Raw genomic sequence first — 17,331 nt, 5'->3', positions numbered from 1 at the left:
ACTTTATAGCGACGTTATCGCTATATAAAATTCTATACATCGTTTTATTGCTTTTTTATTGTGAGCAGCAGAGTGAGCCCTTATGAAAACTAAGATCCCTGATGCCGTGCTGGCAGCCGAGGTGAGCCGTCGTGGTTTAGTCAAAACCACCGCGATAGGCGGCCTGGCGATGGCCAGTAGCGCATTTACCCTGCCATTTACCCGCATCGCTAACGCCGCAGAGGCGATAAGCCCGGCGAAAACCGGCGAGAAAGTCGTCTGGAGCGCCTGTACGGTAAACTGTGGCAGCCGTTGTCCGCTACGTATGCATGTTGTGGATGGCGAAATCAAATATGTAGAAACGGATAATACCGGAAACGATGATTACGATGGCTTGCATCAGGTTCGCGCCTGCCTGCGCGGTCGTTCTATGCGTCGTCGCGTCTATAACCCGGATCGGCTCAAGTATCCGATGAAGCGCGTCGGCGCGCGCGGCGAAGGTAAATTTGAGCGTATTAGCTGGGACGAAGCCTACGATATCATTGCCACCAATATGCAGCGTCTTATCAAAGAGTATGGCAACGAGTCCATTTATCTGAACTATGGCACGGGTACGCTGGGCGGCACTTTGACACGTTCATGGCCGCCAGGAAAAACGCTGGTCGCTCGTCTGATGAACTGCTGTGGCGGTTATCTGAACCACTACGGTGATTACTCTTCCGCGCAAATCGCAGCGGGTCTGAATTACACCTATGGCGGCTGGGCGGATGGCAATAGTCCATCCGACATTGAAAACAGTAAGCTGGTGGTGTTGTTTGGTAATAACCCTGGCGAAACCCGCATGAGCGGGGGCGGTGTAACCTATTATCTTGAACAGGCGCGGCAGAAATCAAACGCGCGGATGATCATTATCGACCCTCGTTACACCGACACTGGCGCTGGTCGCGAAGATGAGTGGATTCCGATTCGTCCAGGTACCGATGCGGCGCTGGTCAATGGTCTGGCATATGTCTTAATCACCGAGAACATGGTCGATCAGCCGTTCCTGGATAAATATTGCGTCGGTTATGACGAAAAAACCTTGCCTGCCAGCGCGCCGAAAAACGGTCACTACAAAGCCTATATTCTGGGCCAGGGTAAAGACGGTATTGCGAAGACGCCGGAGTGGGCGGCGCAAATTACCGGTATCCCGGCGGATCGCATTATTAAGCTGGCGCGAGAAATCGGCAGCGCTAAACCCGCCTATATTTGCCAGGGGTGGGGGCCACAGCGTCATGCTAATGGAGAAATCGCCACGCGCGCCATCTCGATGCTGGCGATCCTGACGGGTAATGTTGGGATTAACGGCGGTAACAGCGGCGCGCGCGAAGGGTCTTATGCCCTGCCATTTGAACGTATGCCCACGTTAGAAAACCCGGTTGAAACCAGCATCTCCATGTTTATGTGGACCGATGCCATTGAACGCGGCCCGGAAATGACAGCGTTGCGTGATGGCGTGCGGGGGAAAGATAAGCTGGACGTGCCGATCAAAATGATCTGGAACTATGCTGGCAACTGTTTGATTAACCAGCACTCTGAGATTAACCGCACCCACGAAATCCTGCAGGATGACAAGAAATGCGAAATGATCGTCGTTATCGACTGTCATATGACCTCGTCGGCAAAATACGCCGATATTCTGTTGCCTGATTGCATTGCTTCTGAGCAGATGGACTTTGCGCTGGATGCCTCCTGCGGGAACATGTCTTACGTTATCTTCACTGACCAGGCGATTAAACCGCGCTTCGAGTGTAAGACGATTTATGAGATGACCAGCGAACTGGCGAAACGTCTTGGCGTGGAACAACAGTTTACCGAAGGACGGACGCAAGAAGAGTGGATGCGTCATCTGTACGAACAGTCGCGTAAATCCATTCCGAATCTGCCCACCTTTGAGGAGTTCCGTAAGCAAGGCATCTTCAAACAGCGTGACCCCGAAGGCCACCATGTCGCCTATAAAGACTTCCGCGAAGATCCGCAAGCGAATCCACTTACAACGCCATCGGGCAAGATTGAAATCTATTCACAGGCGTTGGCGGATATCGCCGCCACCTGGGAGCTGCCGGAAGGCGACGTGATCGATCCATTACCGATCTACACGCCAGGTTTTGAAAACTATAACGATCCGCTAACGGATAAATTCCCGCTGCAGTTGACGGGTTTCCACTATAAAGCGCGTGTGCATTCCACTTATGGCAACGTAGACGTACTGAAAGCCGCCTGTCGCCAGGAAATGTGGATTAACCCAATGGATGCGCAGAAACGCGGTATCAACAATGGCGATAAAGTCCGCATCTTCAACGATCGCGGCGAAGTACACATCGAGGCTAAAGTGACGCCGCGCATGATGCCGGGCGTGGTCGCCCTGGGAGAAGGCGCATGGTATGACCCGGATGCAAAACGCGTGGATCAGGGCGGATGTATTAACGTACTGACGACCCAACGTCCTTCTCCGCTGGCGAAGGGGAACCCGTCACATACGAACCTCGTTCAGGTTGAAAAGGCGTAAGGAGTAACCGATGACAACCCAGTATGGATTTTTTATTGATTCCAGCCGTTGCACCGGTTGCAAAACCTGCGAACTGGCCTGCAAGGACTACAAAGATTTGACCCCGGATGTCAGCTTCCGCCGCATTTATGAGTATGCAGGCGGCGACTGGCAGGAGGATAACGGCGTCTGGCACCAGAACGTGTTTGCCTATTACCTCTCCATTTCGTGCAACCACTGCGAAGACCCGGCCTGTACCAAAGTCTGCCCGAGCGGCGCGATGCACAAGCGCGATGACGGTTTTGTGGTGGTGAACGAAGAGGTCTGTATCGGCTGCCGCTACTGCCACATGGCCTGCCCGTATGGCGCGCCGCAGTACAACGCGGCCAAAGGTCATATGACCAAGTGCGACGGTTGTTATGACCGGGTGGCGGAAGGCAAGAAACCGATTTGCGTGGAATCCTGCCCGCTGCGGGCGCTGGATTTTGGCCCGATAGACGAACTGCGTAAAAAACACGGTGAGCTGGCTGCCGTCGCGCCGCTGCCGCGCGCGCATTTCACGAAGCCGAATATTGTGATTAAACCCAACGCCAACAGCCGCCCGACCGGGGACACTACCGGTTATCTGGCCAATCCGAAGGAGGTATAAGATGGGAAGTGGATGGCATGAATGGCCGTTGATGATCTTCACGGTCTTTGGTCAGTGCGTGGCCGGTGGTTTTATTGTTCTGGCTCTGGCGCTGATGAAGGGCGACCTGCGCGCGGAAACGCAGCAGCGGGTGATCGCCTGTATGTTTGGTCTGTGGGTGCTGATGGGGATTGGCTTTATCGCCTCGATGCTGCATCTGGGCTCGCCGATGCGCGCGTTTAACTCGCTTAACCGCGTGGGTGCTTCCGCACTGAGCAATGAAATTGCCAGCGGCTCGGTGTTTTTTGCGGTCGGCGGGATTGGCTGGCTGCTGGCGGTACTGAAAAAGCTGCCGCCGGCACTGCGCACACTCTGGCTGATTATCACGATGGTACTGGGCGTCGTCTTCGTCTGGATGATGGTACGCGTCTATAACAGCATCGATACAGTACCGACCTGGTATAGCGTCTGGACGCCGCTGGGCTTCTTCCTGACGCTCTTTATGGGGGGCCCGCTACTGGGTTATCTGCTGCTGCGCATCGCGGGCGTGAACGGTTGGGCGATGCGTCTGTTACCTGCGGTTTCGGTGCTGGCGCTGGTGGTTATTGCCATTATGGTGGCCATGCAGGGCGCGGAACTGGCGACGATTCACAGTTCCATTCAGCAGGCGTCTGCTCTGGTACCGGATTATGGTTCGCTGATGGCCTGGCGTATGGTGCTGCTTGCGGCGGCGTTGTGCTGCTGGATTGTGCCACAGTTAAAAGGGTATCAACCTGCGGTACCGTTGCTCTCTGTCGCCTTCATTCTGATGCTGGCGGGGGAATTGATTGGCCGCGGCGTATTCTATGGGCTGCATATGACCGTGGGCATGGCGGTAGCCAGCTAACGCGTTGACGCGCATTCGGCCTGCAGAACGTGCAGGCCGAATACGCCTTTAGCCGCCATCAATTTAAGGAATATAACCGGGGCGGAGAAGGCGCATATAAATCCATAGAGAAGAAAACGAAGCTAAAGGAACCATGAAATTTTTCGACTGAACAAAACGCCGATTTTGCGGGTTAGATCAATAAAAACAAGGGGATGAATTTTTAGCCTTTCAATATATTCACGTGCAGAATAAGTAAATCAAATCGATAGTCTCAAAACTTGCGGATCGCCCATGCGGAGCCGATTGACAATGTTTTTGGCGATGGCATGATGCGCATGAAATTTGAACTTCCTCACGGTTTTTATTCATGTCCACCTATACCCGTCCCGTCATGCTTTTGCTGTGCGGGCTACTTTTGTTGACCCTGGCCATTGCGGTACTGAATACGCTTGTGCCGCTGTGGCTTGCTCAGGCAAACCTTCCGACCTGGCAGGTGGGGATGGTCAGCTCGTCTTATTTTACCGGCAATCTGGTCGGGACGTTATTTACCGGGTATTTAATTAAACGCATTGGGTTTAACCGTAGCTATTATCTTGCCTCGCTGATCTTCGCCGCGGGTTGTGTCGGGTTGGGGGTGATGGTGGGGTTCTGGAGCTGGATGAGCTGGCGTTTTATTGCCGGTATCGGCTGCGCCATGATTTGGGTGGTTGTCGAAAGCGCGTTGATGTGCAGCGGAACCTCGCATAATCGTGGGCGCCTGCTGGCTGCCTATATGATGGTCTATTACATGGGGACCTTCCTTGGACAATTATTGGTCAGTAAAGTATCTGGTGAATTGCTGCACGTCCTTCCCTGGGTGACCGGAATGATTCTGGCGGGAATTCTGCCGCTACTCTTTACCCGAATTGTAAATCAGCAAACGCAGGCACGTCATTCCTCTTCTATTAGCGCCATGCTGAAGCTACGCCAGGCGCGTCTTGGCGTGAATGGTTGTATTATTTCCGGCATTGTTCTTGGTTCATTATATGGCCTGATGCCGTTATATCTGAAGCATCAGGGGATGGCTAACGCCAGCATCGGTTTCTGGATGGCGGTGCTGGTGAGCGCCGGCATTTTGGGGCAATGGCCAATGGGACGTCTGGCGGACAAATTTGGTCGCTTGCTGGTGTTACGCGTACAGGTATTCGTTGTCATACTCGGTAGTATTGCCATGTTAACCCAGGCGGCGATGGCGCCAGCTCTGTTTATTCTGGGGGCGGCGGGTTTTACGCTTTATCCCGTTGCAATGGCCTGGGCCTGTGAAAAAGTCGAACACCACCAGCTTGTGGCAATGAACCAGGCGCTGTTGTTAAGTTATACGGTAGGGAGCCTGTTGGGGCCGTCTTTTGCTGCGATGTTAATGCAGAATTATTCAGATAATCTGCTGTTTATTATGATCGCCAGCGTATCGTTTATTTATCTGCTGATGCTGTTACGTAACGCCGGCCAGACGCCTAATCCTGTCGCCCACATCTGACTGTTCTCTGAATCGTATGCAGGACGTGAGTCTTGCATACTCTTTGTTTATGTTTTACGTAAAATAATTGACCTGCATAATTTTCTTGCTTTACTGAAAAATAAAATGTGCCGAAGGTTATAATTTTGCGCTCCTCTATTTTCTCTCTTCGTCTTTACCGCGCATAATCCCCCGCTTCATTTATAGTAATAGCATTGTGTTCACGAAGGATCGCGTTATGCCGAATGTGCAGGAAAAACAGTTGCGATGGTACAACATCGCCCTGATGTCGTTTATTACCGTTTGGGGATTCGGCAATGTTGTCAATAACTATGCTAACCAGGGGTTAGTGGTTGTCTTCTCCTGGGTGTTTATTTTTGCGCTCTATTTTATTCCTTATGCCTTAATCGTGGGGCAACTGGGCTCAACCTTCAAAGAGGGAAAAGGGGGCGTCAGTACCTGGATTAAGCATACGATGGGGCCGGGGTTGGCTTACCTTGCGGCATGGACCTATTGGGTCGTGCATATTCCCTACCTGGCGCAAAAGCCGCAGGCGATACTCATTGCATTGGGATGGGCTTTAAAAGGCGACGGCTCGTTGATAAAAGAATATACCGTCGTTGCCTTGCAGGGGCTGACGCTGGCATTGTTTGTTTTCTTTATGTGGGTTGCTTCCAGGGGGATGAAATCGCTAAAGGTTGTTGGGTCTGTGGCCGGAATTGCCATGTTTATCATGTCAATTTTATATGTTGTGATGGCAGTGACCGCGCCGGCAATTACAAACGTTGAAATTGCGACCACTAACATCACCTGGCAGTCATTTATTCCTCATATCGATTTTACCTATATCACCACCATCTCTATGTTGGTCTTTGCGGTTGGTGGGGCAGAGAAGATCTCGCCTTACGTTAACCAGACGCGGAATCCAGGAAAAGAATTTCCGAAGGGGATGCTCTTTTTAGCCGTCATGGTTGCGGTCTGCGCTATCCTCGGTTCGTTGGCGATGGGAATGATGTTTGATTCCCGGCATATACCTGACGATTTAATGACCAATGGGCAATATTATGCATTCCAGAAATTGGGTGAGTATTACCATATGGGTAATTCATTAATGGTGATTTATGCCATTGCCAATACTCTGGGGCAAATCGCCGCGCTGGTGTTTTCTATTGATGCGCCACTGAAAGTCTTACTGGGTGATGCAGACAGTAAATATATCCCGCAGCGCTTATGTCGTACTAACGCTTCAGGTACGCCAGTTAACGGTTATTTGCTGACATTAGTGTTGGTCGCTATCTTGATTATGTTGCCAACGCTTGGCATCGGCGATATGAACAACCTGTACAAATGGCTGCTTAATCTCAACTCAGTTGTTATGCCGCTGCGCTATCTGTGGGTATTTGTCGCCTTTATTGCCGTCATTCGACTGGCGCAAAAGTACAAACCCGAATATGTGTTTATTCGCAACCGGGCGTTGGCGTTAACTGTGGGGATATGGTGTTTTGCCTTCACCGCGTTTGCCTGCCTTACCGGTATTTTCCCCAAAATGGAGGCGTTCACGCCGGAGTGGACATTCCAGCTGACGTTGAACATCGTGACGCCTTTTGTCCTGGTCGGGTTGGGATTAATTTTCCCACTGCTGGCGCGTAGAAACACATAACGACGTTCTTTTCCACGGCGCTCCTGCCAGGCGAGCGCCTTTTAAGATTACAGGTGCCTGGGTTCCAGGCGGAGACCACGGTATTAACAGGCGCCGGGGGCAGCAATAGTTGTCAGACCTTCAACCCAGCAGCAGATAAGCGACTCTGTATTTAATACCTGGTAAGCGCAATATTGTTAACCAGGCCTGTCTGATGGCGGGGTCAGGTATTTTAGCGGTAAGAGCGTTATCCAGACAGCAAAACGGCTACCGCCATGGGTAGCCGTTTAAAAGCGGGTAAGATAGCAGGCGATTAATACATCACTTTATGACCATACTGCTCAAGAATACCCTTTACACGCTCCATGGTCTCTTTTTTAGGCGGCTTCACGCCATCCAGTTTATATTCTTCGCCCATTGCCACCCATTTATGTTTGCCCAGCTCATGATAGGGCAACAGTTCGATTTTTTCGACATTACCCATATCGCGGGTAAACTCGCCCAGGCGATGCGCGGAATCATCGTCGTCAGACCAGCCGGGAACGACAACGTAACGGATCCAGACCTTCACATTTTTCTTTGATAAATACTGCGCGAATTCCAGCGTCCGGTGATTAGAGACACCGACCAGATTCTGGTGGATCTCATCATTCATCTGCTTGAGATCGAGCATCACCAGATCGGTAACGTCCAGCAGTTCATCAATCACCGGGTCATAACGGCGCACAAAGCCGTTGGTGTCGAGACAGGTGTGGATACCTTCTTTTTTACAGGCGCGAAACCAGTCGCGTACAAATTCTGCCTGCAAAATGGCCTCGCCGCCGGATGCCGTCACGCCGCCGCCAGAAGCATTCATAAAATGCCGATAGGTCACCACCTCTTTCATTAAGTCTTCAACGGTGATTTCTTTACCGCCATGCGTATCCCATGTGTCGCGGTTATGGCAATACAGGCAGCGCATCAGGCAGCCCTGGAAAAAGGTAATAAAGCGGATGCCTGGGCCATCAACGGTGCCACAGGACTCAAAGGAGTGAATGCGACCAATAACCGGCTTTTTATCAGCAGTTACTGCAACACTTTCATTTGTAATACAATCGGTTAAGTTACTCATATCGCTTCGGCTAGCTCTAAATAACATGGGGTTTATGGACACATTCCGGGCATGTTGAGCACCCTGGTAAGGGGGGTTGCATCCTGTAAAAAAGCGGTACTGCGAGCGTAAATTTTGGACTACAGAATGTGTGGCTGTTCCAGAATGTGCTGCAATGGAGCTATTTTACCTCTATTCATTATAAAATATACGGCAAATCTATGCTGCATAACTTGCACCGCCAGAAATTCTGGCTCATTCATCAGCCCGGTACCTCTGTTTAACGCCCGAACCGCAATACATACTGTAAGTGTATCATTCATAGCGCCCTGGTTTTGCTGTTTATGATCCGCCTCTTTTTTCAAATGATTGGCGCCGTTTTGTTGTGGTCAGAACGAAAATAATTCTCAACATAATTCAGATGTGTCCAAAGAACGTTATGCCTGTCCAGTGCCTGGCGTCGCATTCAACGTGCAATCAGGTGTAAATCTGATGTTATTTCTAAACCCGGACTGATTCAATCTCTTAAATAGAGTGTGGTTTTAATCAAAAAATGAGAGCAACGGATTGGATTTTGCTTTCGCGGTAAATAATCAAGGGAGTTATTATGCCAGTTACGTTAAGTTTTGGTAATCATCATCACTATGAAATTAATCATTCACGGCTAGTCCGTTTGATGAGTTCTGACAAAGAAGAAGCGCTATACATGGGGGTATGGGATAGATTTAAGGACAACTTCAGAACACAAAAAAAACAAGAGGCGCTGGAGGTATTATATACACTCATCCACGGATGTGGACGTGAAAAGCAAGCGGAGCGTGACGTTGATACAGACGCCATGGATAAAATATATGCCTTTGAAAAATTAAGACTCTATGCTGACCCATCACAACAAGATCGTTTTGTTATGGATTTTGATATTACTCAGACACAAATTAAATTTTGGATTGATGGTGAGGTAATTAGTAAATGTAGTTTGCAACGTATTCTCAATCTTTCAGATAGTTATGTTTTAAAACCAATGACGGATGAAGAAGAAGAGTTGTTTTTAAAAATATGTGTTTATTATGGTAGGGCTATTTCTCTCAATCCAGAGTTGTTACAAAATATGGCTCTCAAACTTAGAAACGCCGTTAACGAAGATGAAGATATCATGGATGGACTTTATAAGCTTATGCGACCTGGAGAAGATCGAAAAATGCCATCCGTTGAATGGAATGGTACGCTTACTGCTGACGAGGAAAAAAAATTATGCTGCCTTAATATGGGTTCTTATGAACCTGGTACCCAATTTTTTAAAATGGGTTACCGGGAAAGTAATGGGGAAGTCATATTTGAAATGGTTCATCCAACGCTTCTTTATCTGCTACGAGGGTATACGCCGTCATTAACCTTTACAGAAAGTAACACCGAACTGTTAACAGGAGTATTAAACAGAGATTATGACGACTATTATAATGATAAAGAAGAGATTGATTGCATTTTGGATAGAATATATAAGTCACATAATGGCACTTTATTTATAGGTAGCGGTACTATTAGCCGCAATATGCTTTTATAAAAATTAAAAAGGCCCCACTGACATGGAGCCTTTTTTGTACGCTTTTTATAGCGTAATTTCAGTCAAACCCATTACATGGTCTGCGTGAAGGTACGAGTAATAACGTCCTGCTGCTGTTCTTTCGTCAGGGAGTTAAAACGTACTGCGTAACCAGATACACGGATGGTCAGCTGCGGATATTTTTCCGGATGTTCCATCGCGTCCAGCAGCATTTCACGGTTCATGACGTTGACGTTCAGGTGCTGACCGCCTTCGATGGACGCTTCGTGGTGGAAGTAACCATCCATCAGACCTGCCAGGTTAGTCTTACGAACTTCGTCGTCTTTACCCAGTGCGTTCGGAACGATAGAGAAGGTATAAGAAATACCATCTTTCGCGTAAGCAAACGGCAGTTTAGCAACGGAGGTCAGAGAAGCGACAGCGCCTTTCTGGTCACGACCGTGCATCGGGTTAGCACCTGGTCCGAACGGCGCGCCAGCGCGACGACCATCCGGGGTGTTACCGGTTTTCTTACCATACACAACGTTAGAAGTGATGGTCAGAACAGACTGCGTCGGGATAGCGCCACGGTAGGTGGTCAGTTTCTGAATTTTCTTCATGAAACGTTCTACCAGGTCAACCGCCATGTCATCTACACGAGCGTCGTTGTTACCAAACTGCGGGTATTCGCCTTCGATTTCGAAGTCGATAGCCAGACCATCTTCGTCACGAATCGGTTTAACTTTCGCATATTTGATAGCAGACAGGGAGTCAGCCGCAACGGACAGACCAGCGATACCACACGCCATGGTGCGGATAACGTCACGGTCGTGCAGCGCCATCAGAGAGGCTTCGTAGCTGTACTTGTCGTGCATGTAGTGGATAACGTTCAGCGCGGTGACATACTGTTTAGCCAGCCAGTCCATGAAGTGATCCATGCGATCCATCACTTCGTCGAAGTTCAGAACATCGCCTTTGATCGGTTCGGATTTCGGACCAACCTGCATTTTCAGTTTTTCATCAACGCCGCCGTTGATTGCGTACAGCATGGTTTTCGCCAGGTTTGCACGCGCGCCGAAGAACTGCATTTGTTTACCAACGATCATCGGGCTTACGCAGCATGCGATAGCGTAGTCATCGTTGTTGAAGTCCGGACGCATCAGGTCATCGTTCTCGTACTGCAGAGAAGAGGTGTCGATGGAGACTTTAGCGGCGAATTTCTTGAAGTTCAGCGGCAGTTTTTCAGACCACAGAACGGTGATGTTCGGCTCCGGAGACGGCCCCATGGTGTACAGGGTGTTCAGGAAGCGGAAGCTGTTTTTGGTAACCAGAGTACGGCCATCAACGCCCATACCACCGATAGATTCGGTTGCCCAAATCGGGTCGCCGGAGAACAGTTCATCATATTCAGGAGTACGCAGGAAGCGAACCATACGCAGTTTCATGACCAGGTGGTCAATCATTTCCTGTGCGTCTTGCTCGGTGATTTTGCCTGCTTTCAGGTCACGTTCGATGTACGCATCCAGGAAGGTGGATACACGACCGAAGGACATTGCTGCGCCGTTCTGAGATTTAACCGCAGCCAGGTAACCGAAGTAAGTCCACTGGATTGCTTCCTGAGCGTTAGTCGCCGGACCAGAGATATCGCAGCCGTATTTAGCCGCCATTTCTTTGATCTGACCCAGAGCGCGGTGCTGTTCAGCGATTTCTTCACGCAGACGGATAGTCGCTTCCAGATTTACGCCGTTTTCCAGATCGGATTGCAGAGACGTAAACTGCGCGAATTTGTCTTTCATCAGGTAGTCGATACCGTACAGCGCTACGCGACGGTAGTCACCGATGATACGGCCACGGCCATACGCATCCGGCAGACCGGTCAGAACGCCGGATTTACGGCAACGCAGGATGTCCGGAGTATAAACGTCGAACACGCCCTGGTTGTGGGTCTTACGGTATTCGGTGAAGATTTTTTTGATCATTGGGTCCAGCTCGCGATTGTACGCTTTGCAGGAACCTTCAACCATTTTGATGCCGCCGAACGGGATAATCGCACGCTTCAGCGGAGCTTCAGTCTGCAGACCAACAATTTTCTCAAGCGCTTTGTTGATGTAGCCAGCGTCGTGAGAAGTGATGGTGGAAGCAACGGAGGTGTCAAAGTCAACAGGCGCGTGAGTGCGGTTTTCCTGTTTAACGCCTTCCATTACGCTGTCCCACAGCTTGGTGGTCGCGTCAGTAGCGCCAGCCAGGAAGGACTCGTCACCCTCATACGGAGTGTAGTTTTTCTGAATGAAGTCACGGACGTTTACTTCATTCTGCCAGTCACCTTTGGTAAAACCTTCCCAGGCTGTGGCTAACTTTTCATTAAGCTCGGACATGTAACACCTACCTTCTTAAGTGGATTTTTTATTTACTGCGTGTAATGGGCATCAACAGATTAATGATGCTCGTTACCACGCAGGTAAATGACCCAGTATGTCAACCCGACCAACAAACCGCCGCCGATAATATTACCGATCGTGACCGGAATCAGGTTATCAGTGATGAAGCTCATCACGGTCAGGTGAGAAAAACTTTCCGGAGACGAACCGACCGCGGTCCAAAACTCCGGTGTAGCGAAATCGCGTATTACAATACCCATAGGAATCATAAACATGTTTGCGATACTGTGCTCAAAACCGCTGGCGACAAACATGGCGACGGGCAGTACCATGATGAACGCTTTGTCCATCAGGCTACGACCTGAGTAGCTCATCCACACGGCCAGACAAACCATCAGGTTCGCCAGAATACCGAGGCAGACAGCTTCAATAAAAGTGTGGTGCATTTTGTGGTCGGCGGTTTGCAGGACGTTAAGTCCCCATTGACCGTTGGCAGTCATATACTCGCCGGAAAGCCACATCAGTAACACGAAAAGCAGAGCGCCAATCAGGTTACCAAAATAGACGTTTAACCAGTTTTTAGCCAGTTGTCCCCAGGTGATGCGACCGCTAGCTTTAGCTACAACGATCAGAACAGTAGAGGTGAAAAGATCAGCGCCGCAAATAACACAGAGAATCAGTCCCAAAGAGAAACAGATACCCCCGATAAGTTTCGCCATGCCATAAGGCATCGCGCCAGTACCGGTTGTCGCAGTAATATAAAAAACAAAGGCAATTGAAATGAATACGCCGGCGGTAATCGCCAGATAGAAAGTCTTAAGCGGATGTTTCGTTGCTTTATAGACGCCTGCTTCTTCAGCCACTTTGGCCATTGCTGCAGGGAGTAAAAGGTCAAAAGGGTTGTCAGCTTTCACACTAACTCTCTCTTTATTAAGTCGGCGACGAGATACTAACAAAGCATTATAGATGAGAATTTGATATAGATCATATCTCGCCTGGCTTATAGGCCCGTAAGTCGCATGGCTTTTATGCAATTACGGTGTAACTTTTTGATTATCCTAATAAAAATAAATTTTAAAAATTATAAATAGAGTTGAATTTTTTCCTGACTCCTCCTGCTGCACGGTTAATTAATATGGAGTAATCAACAAATAAAGTAACATCACTATGTCAATTAATTTAATATCAACAACCAATATTTAACCTTGTTATTACATTTTTCGCCGTTTAGTGAAAATAAATAAAACGGGGCCGCAAAGGCGCCCCGTAATATAACGCAGCCGAGAGGGTAAACCTACCCTAAGTCACTCATATGGACTTATTTTGACCAGTATGCCGCTTTCGCGCGCTGTAATTTATCATACGCTTTTAACAAGGACTGATGCGCCGGGAACGCTTGTAGATCGTGGTCGACAGCCGGTAGTCCGTAAAAAGCCGCTTCACCGCTAAGCGCGGCGCTGGCGGCTTCTACAGCCTCCGCGCCATACATTTTTATAAAAGCATTGAGATATTGCAGCGGCTGACGCGCATCTTCTTGCGACAGGAGCAGCAGCGTTTGCAGGCAACGGTAATAGTTTGCGCGTGCCGGACTAAAGACCGACGAATTGAACTCCATCGTCCATTCTGTCCAGATTAGCGCCTGCTCCAAATCGCCGCCCGCTAACGCTAGCATTGCTTTTAATTCGCCAACGCGCAGTGTATACCAACCATTGTCCGCTCCGGTCGCCAGACCCAACAGTTCACGCACGCGGGTGAAATCGTCAAAACCTTCTTCATCCAATTGTTCAATCAGATTGAGATAGTCTTCTTTATTCCAGGCGCTACCGGGCAGTGAAAGCAGAGTCTCACGAAGATGGCTACCCATATTGTTGTTGGCCAGCCACAGATCTTCGGCAGGATAAATATCAGACATTCCCGGTACGATAATACGACAGGCGTATACGCCGAGATGCTCGTAATCGGCAATGTAAACTTCTTTATCTTCAGCAGCAAAGATGGCCATCAGCGTGGCGAATTCTTCTTCGGTAGTGCCGGAAAAACTCCAGTCCGTGAACGGGTAATCGGTGTCCTGTTTGAACAGATCCCAGGAAATCAGGCCGCTGGAGTCGATGAAGTGGGTCTCCAGATTAGTGTGCTCCGCGACTTCTTCATCATCGAACGTTGGTGGGGTGAAGACATCAAGATCTTTCAGACTGCGTCCCTGAAGTAGCTCGGTCACTGTACGTTCCAGCGCAACGCCAAAGTCAGGATGGGCGCCAAAAGAAGCAAAGCAGGTACCGTTAGCCGGGTTGAACAGCACGACGCAGATAACCGGATACTTACCGCCCAGCGAGCCGTCATAGGCGAAAATCGGGAAACCCTCGGCTTCCAGCGTGGCGATTGACTCCATTACCGCCGGATAACGCGCCATCACCTCTGCGGGAATCTCCGGCAGACTGATACTTTCCGCAATGATGCGATTTTTCACATAACGCTCGAAGACTTCCGACAGTCCCTGAACGCGGGCTTCATTACGCGTATTGCCGGCGGACATTCCGTTAGAGACGTACAGGTTGCCGATGATATTCATCGGAATATACACGGTCTGGTTATCGGACTGACGGGTAAATGGCAGGCCGCAGACGCCGCGTGCTTCATTGCCGGACTGAAGATCAATTAACTGGCTTCCGGTGAGTTCATTTTCCGGATCGTAAAACGCGCGCAGACGGGCATCAAGCAAGCCTTCCGGTACGTCGTCATTTTCAGTCAGCGGGAACCACTTTTCATTCGGGTAATGCACGAATGGCCCATTGGCGACCGTTTCTCCAAGCCAGAAATCAGCAAAAAAGTAGTTGGTTGACAGACGCTCGAAGTACTCGCCCAGCGCCGAGGCCAGCGCCGCTTTTTTGGTCGCGCCTTTTCCGTTGGTAAAGCATAACGCGCACTCTTTATCGCGAATATGCACTGACCAGACGTTTGGCACCGGGTTCAGCCAGGAGGCCTCTTCGATGTGAAAGCCGAGGTCGAGTAACTTTTGCTGGAAGCGGGCGATGGAGTCTTCCAGCGCGGCGTCTTTGCCGGGAATAAATGTTTGCGTCATGAAAATCACTTTTGTCGTACGGAAAGCGCGCAATGATACGGGTTTTATGTGACGGGCGCTATCTCGCCGGGACATCGGCGGAAATAAAAGTATTGGCTATGCTTTTACACTGGAATTCACAGGAAGAGCATAAAAAATGAAAGCATTTGATTTGCAACGAATGGCGCTGGATAACGTGCCGGTAGCGTTTTTGGGGGAAGTGGCGCTACGTAGTTTTTACACCTTTGTGCTGGTGTTTCTTTTCTTAAAGGTGACAGGACGACGCGGCGTACGGCAAATGTCGCTTTTTGAAGTGCTGATCATTTTGACATTGGGGTCGGCGGCAGGCGACGTCGCGTTTTATGATGACGTTCCGATGCTCCCTGTTCTGGTGGTATTCATCACCCTGGCGCTGCTCTATCGCCTGGTCATGTGGCTGATGGCGCATAGTGAAAAGTTGGAAGATCTGCTGGAAGGCAAGTCGGTGGTCATTGTTGAAGACGGCGAACTGGCGTGGGAAAAACTGCAGCGCTCGAACATGACGGAGTTTGAGTTTTTTATGGAGCTTCGCTTGAATGGCGTTGAGCAACTGGGGCAGGTCAGACTGGCCATCCTGGAGACAAACGGACAAATCAGCGTCTATTTCTTTGAAAATAAAGACGTTAAGCCGGGGTTAAGCATTCTTCCTGAGCACTGTACGCCACGCTTTATCGTGGCGCCGGAGGCTGGCGACTATGCCTGCGTACGTTGCAGTGAAGTGATACGCATGAATGTCGGGGAGAAGCAATTATGTCCGCGCTGCGCAAATCCAGAATGGACGAAGGCAAGCCGGGCTAAACGCGTTGTTTAACAGCGAAAATATCGGATTTATACGGTTAATCCGGAAGATTCTGTTGTGTGACGCATGCCGCATTTTCTCCTCGCATTGTTTTACCCATTGCGGCGCGTGTCACTGAATGATAAAACCGATATTCACATGAATAACGTTTGCCTGATGTCTGTCAGGCAGGAAACAATGCAGCGTGGTGAGGGGAAATGGCTCAGGTCTTTAATTTTAGTTCAGGTCCGGCGATGCTACCGGCGGAAGTACTTAAACTGGCGCAACAGGAACTGCGTGACTGGCACGGTCTTGGTACGTCGGTAATGGAAATTAGCCATCGAGGCAAAGAGTTTATCCAGGTCGCTGAAGAGGCGGAGCAGGATTTTCGCGATCTCCTTAATATCCCCTCCAACTATAAAGTTTTATTTTGTCACGGCGGCGGTCGCGGGCAGTTTGCTGGCGTGCCGCTCAATCTGCTGGGCGATAAAACCACGGCGGATTATGTCGATGCTGGTTACTGGGCGGCGAGCGCCATCAAAGAAGCCAAAAAATACTGTGCGCCGCAGATTATCGACGCCAAAATCACCGTTGACGGCAAACGTGCCGTAAAACCGATGCGCGAGTGGCAGCTTTCCGATAACGCCGCTTATTTACACTATTGCCCGAATGAGACCATTGACGGCATCGCCATCGATGAAACGCCGGATTTTGGCCCGGAGGTGGTCGTCACGGCGGACTTTTCTTCTACCATCCTGTCTGCGCCGCTGGATGTCTCTCGCTATGGCGTAATTTATGCTGGCGCGCAGAAGAATATCGGTCCGGCAGGACTGACGCTGGTTATCGTCCGGGAGGATCTGTTAGGCAAGGCGCATGAGAGCTGCCCGTCCATCCTCGACTACACCGTCCTGAATGATAACGACTCGATGTTTAATACGCCGCCGACTTTCGCCTGGTATCTTTCCGGTCTGGTGTTCAAATGGTTGAAAGCGCAGGGCGGCGTGGCGGCGATGCACAAAATCAATCAGCAAAAAGCGGAGTTGCTGTACGGTGTGATTGATAACAGCGATTTCTACCGTAACGATGTCGCACAGGCCAACCGTTCGCGGATGAATGTTCCGTTCCAGTTAGCGGACAATGCGCTGGACAAGGTCTTTCTGGAAGAGTCTTTCGCCGCCGGTCTGCACGCCTTAAAAGGGCACCGTGTTGTTGGCGGGATGCGCGCCTCTATCTATAACGCCATGCCGATTGAAGGGGTAAAAGCGCTAACCGATTTCATGATCGATTTTGAGCGTCGCCACGGCTAATACGT

Annotated in this window: 12 protein-coding genes and 1 pseudogene; 8 read left to right on the top strand and 5 right to left on the bottom strand. The window is 49.9% G+C overall.

Annotation, left to right across the window (positions count from 1 at the left end; translation table 11 throughout):
* The first annotated feature begins 82 nt into the window (after positions 1-82).
* From dmsA to K8W53_RS14420, 5 genes are all read left to right on the top strand, one after another.
* The gene (dmsA, locus tag K8W53_RS14440; protein ID WP_023223963.1) at positions 83-2,527 is read left to right on the top strand and encodes a dimethylsulfoxide reductase subunit A; all 2,445 of its coding nucleotides are present in this window, start codon (positions 83-85) and stop codon (positions 2,525-2,527) included.
* Between the two features lie 10 nt (positions 2,528-2,537).
* Positions 2,538-3,155, top strand: a complete 618-nt coding sequence (gene dmsB, locus K8W53_RS14435; protein WP_000213069.1) for a dimethylsulfoxide reductase iron-sulfur subunit DmsB — start codon at positions 2,538-2,540, stop codon at positions 3,153-3,155.
* Between the two features lies 1 nt (position 3,156).
* Positions 3,157-4,020, top strand: a complete 864-nt coding sequence (locus K8W53_RS14430; RefSeq protein ID WP_000534681.1) for a dimethyl sulfoxide reductase anchor subunit family protein — start codon at positions 3,157-3,159, stop codon at positions 4,018-4,020.
* A gap of 349 nt (positions 4,021-4,369) precedes the next feature.
* Entirely contained in the window at positions 4,370-5,518 is a 1,149-nt protein-coding gene (locus K8W53_RS14425; protein WP_000109271.1) for an MFS transporter, read from the top strand.
* A 217-nt stretch (positions 5,519-5,735) separates the two neighbouring features.
* Positions 5,736-7,157 carry an APC family permease gene (locus K8W53_RS14420; protein ID WP_001134264.1) on the top strand — a complete coding sequence of 474 codons (1,422 nt, stop codon included), beginning with the start codon at positions 5,736-5,738 and terminating at the stop codon, positions 7,155-7,157.
* Positions 7,158-7,449: 292 nt separating this feature from the next.
* Here K8W53_RS14420 and pflA read toward each other — a convergent pair whose 3' ends face one another.
* A complete protein-coding gene (gene pflA, locus K8W53_RS14415) occupies positions 7,450-8,247 on the bottom strand; it encodes a pyruvate formate lyase 1-activating protein (RefSeq protein ID WP_000067928.1) in 798 nt (265 codons plus the stop codon).
* 119 nt (positions 8,248-8,366) lie between these two features.
* Positions 8,367-8,703 (bottom strand): annotated as a pseudogene (locus K8W53_RS14410) (cytoplasmic protein).
* A gap of 130 nt (positions 8,704-8,833) precedes the next feature.
* Here K8W53_RS14410 and sopD2 point away from each other — a divergent pair.
* Positions 8,834-9,787 carry a type III secretion system effector SopD2 gene (sopD2, locus tag K8W53_RS14405; RefSeq protein ID WP_001647549.1) on the top strand — a complete coding sequence of 318 codons (954 nt, stop codon included), beginning with the start codon at positions 8,834-8,836 and terminating at the stop codon, positions 9,785-9,787.
* 71 nt (positions 9,788-9,858) lie between these two features.
* Here sopD2 and pflB read toward each other — a convergent pair whose 3' ends face one another.
* From pflB to ycaO, 3 genes are all read right to left on the bottom strand, one after another.
* Positions 9,859-12,141 carry a formate C-acetyltransferase gene (gene pflB / locus K8W53_RS14400; protein WP_001292799.1) on the bottom strand — a complete coding sequence of 761 codons (2,283 nt, stop codon included), beginning with the start codon at positions 12,139-12,141 and terminating at the stop codon, positions 9,859-9,861.
* A gap of 59 nt (positions 12,142-12,200) precedes the next feature.
* On the bottom strand, positions 12,201-13,058 hold the full coding sequence (focA, locus tag K8W53_RS14395) for a formate transporter FocA (RefSeq protein ID WP_000642539.1): 858 nt from the start codon (positions 13,056-13,058) through the stop codon (positions 12,201-12,203).
* Between the two features lie 404 nt (positions 13,059-13,462).
* Positions 13,463-15,223, bottom strand: a complete 1,761-nt coding sequence (gene ycaO / locus K8W53_RS14390; RefSeq protein ID WP_052939443.1) for a 30S ribosomal protein S12 methylthiotransferase accessory factor YcaO — start codon at positions 15,221-15,223, stop codon at positions 13,463-13,465.
* A 136-nt stretch (positions 15,224-15,359) separates the two neighbouring features.
* Here ycaO and K8W53_RS14385 point away from each other — a divergent pair, with 136 nt between their 5' ends.
* Both K8W53_RS14385 and serC read left to right on the top strand, forming a co-directional pair.
* On the top strand, positions 15,360-16,052 hold the full coding sequence (locus tag K8W53_RS14385) for a DUF421 domain-containing protein (protein WP_000642868.1): 693 nt from the start codon (positions 15,360-15,362) through the stop codon (positions 16,050-16,052).
* Between the two features lie 185 nt (positions 16,053-16,237).
* Positions 16,238-17,326: a 3-phosphoserine/phosphohydroxythreonine transaminase gene (gene serC, locus K8W53_RS14380; RefSeq protein ID WP_000079590.1), complete on the top strand. Its 1,089-nt coding sequence runs from the start codon at positions 16,238-16,240 to the stop codon at positions 17,324-17,326.
* The last annotated feature ends 5 nt before the right edge of the window (positions 17,327-17,331 follow it).

The sequence above is a fragment of the Salmonella sp. A29-2 genome, assembly GCF_020150755.1.
GTDB lineage: Bacteria > Pseudomonadota > Gammaproteobacteria > Enterobacterales > Enterobacteriaceae > Salmonella > Salmonella enterica.
The sequence above is the reverse complement of the archived record's forward strand: the minus strand, read 5'-3'. Positions and strand labels throughout refer to the sequence as shown.

Excerpts from the sequence above, each read along its gene's own strand:
- K8W53_RS14385 (WP_000642868.1), top strand. The coding sequence starts at position 15,360 with ATGAAAGCATTTGATTTGCAACGAATGGCGCTGGATAACGTGCCGGTA.
- K8W53_RS14425 (WP_000109271.1), top strand. The coding sequence starts at position 4,370 with ATGTCCACCTATACCCGTCCCGTCATGCTTTTGCTGTGCGGGCTACTT.
- pflA (WP_000067928.1), bottom strand. The coding sequence starts at position 8,247 with ATGAGTAACTTAACCGATTGTATTACAAATGAAAGTGTTGCAGTAACT.
- serC (WP_000079590.1), top strand. The coding sequence starts at position 16,238 with ATGGCTCAGGTCTTTAATTTTAGTTCAGGTCCGGCGATGCTACCGGCG.
- dmsA (WP_023223963.1), top strand. The coding sequence starts at position 83 with ATGAAAACTAAGATCCCTGATGCCGTGCTGGCAGCCGAGGTGAGCCGT.
- ycaO (WP_052939443.1), bottom strand. The coding sequence starts at position 15,223 with ATGACGCAAACATTTATTCCCGGCAAAGACGCCGCGCTGGAAGACTCC.
- dmsB (WP_000213069.1), top strand. The coding sequence starts at position 2,538 with ATGACAACCCAGTATGGATTTTTTATTGATTCCAGCCGTTGCACCGGT.
- sopD2 (WP_001647549.1), top strand. The coding sequence starts at position 8,834 with ATGCCAGTTACGTTAAGTTTTGGTAATCATCATCACTATGAAATTAAT.
- K8W53_RS14420 (WP_001134264.1), top strand. The coding sequence starts at position 5,736 with ATGCCGAATGTGCAGGAAAAACAGTTGCGATGGTACAACATCGCCCTG.
- pflB (WP_001292799.1), bottom strand. The coding sequence starts at position 12,141 with ATGTCCGAGCTTAATGAAAAGTTAGCCACAGCCTGGGAAGGTTTTACC.
- K8W53_RS14430 (WP_000534681.1), top strand. The coding sequence starts at position 3,157 with ATGGGAAGTGGATGGCATGAATGGCCGTTGATGATCTTCACGGTCTTT.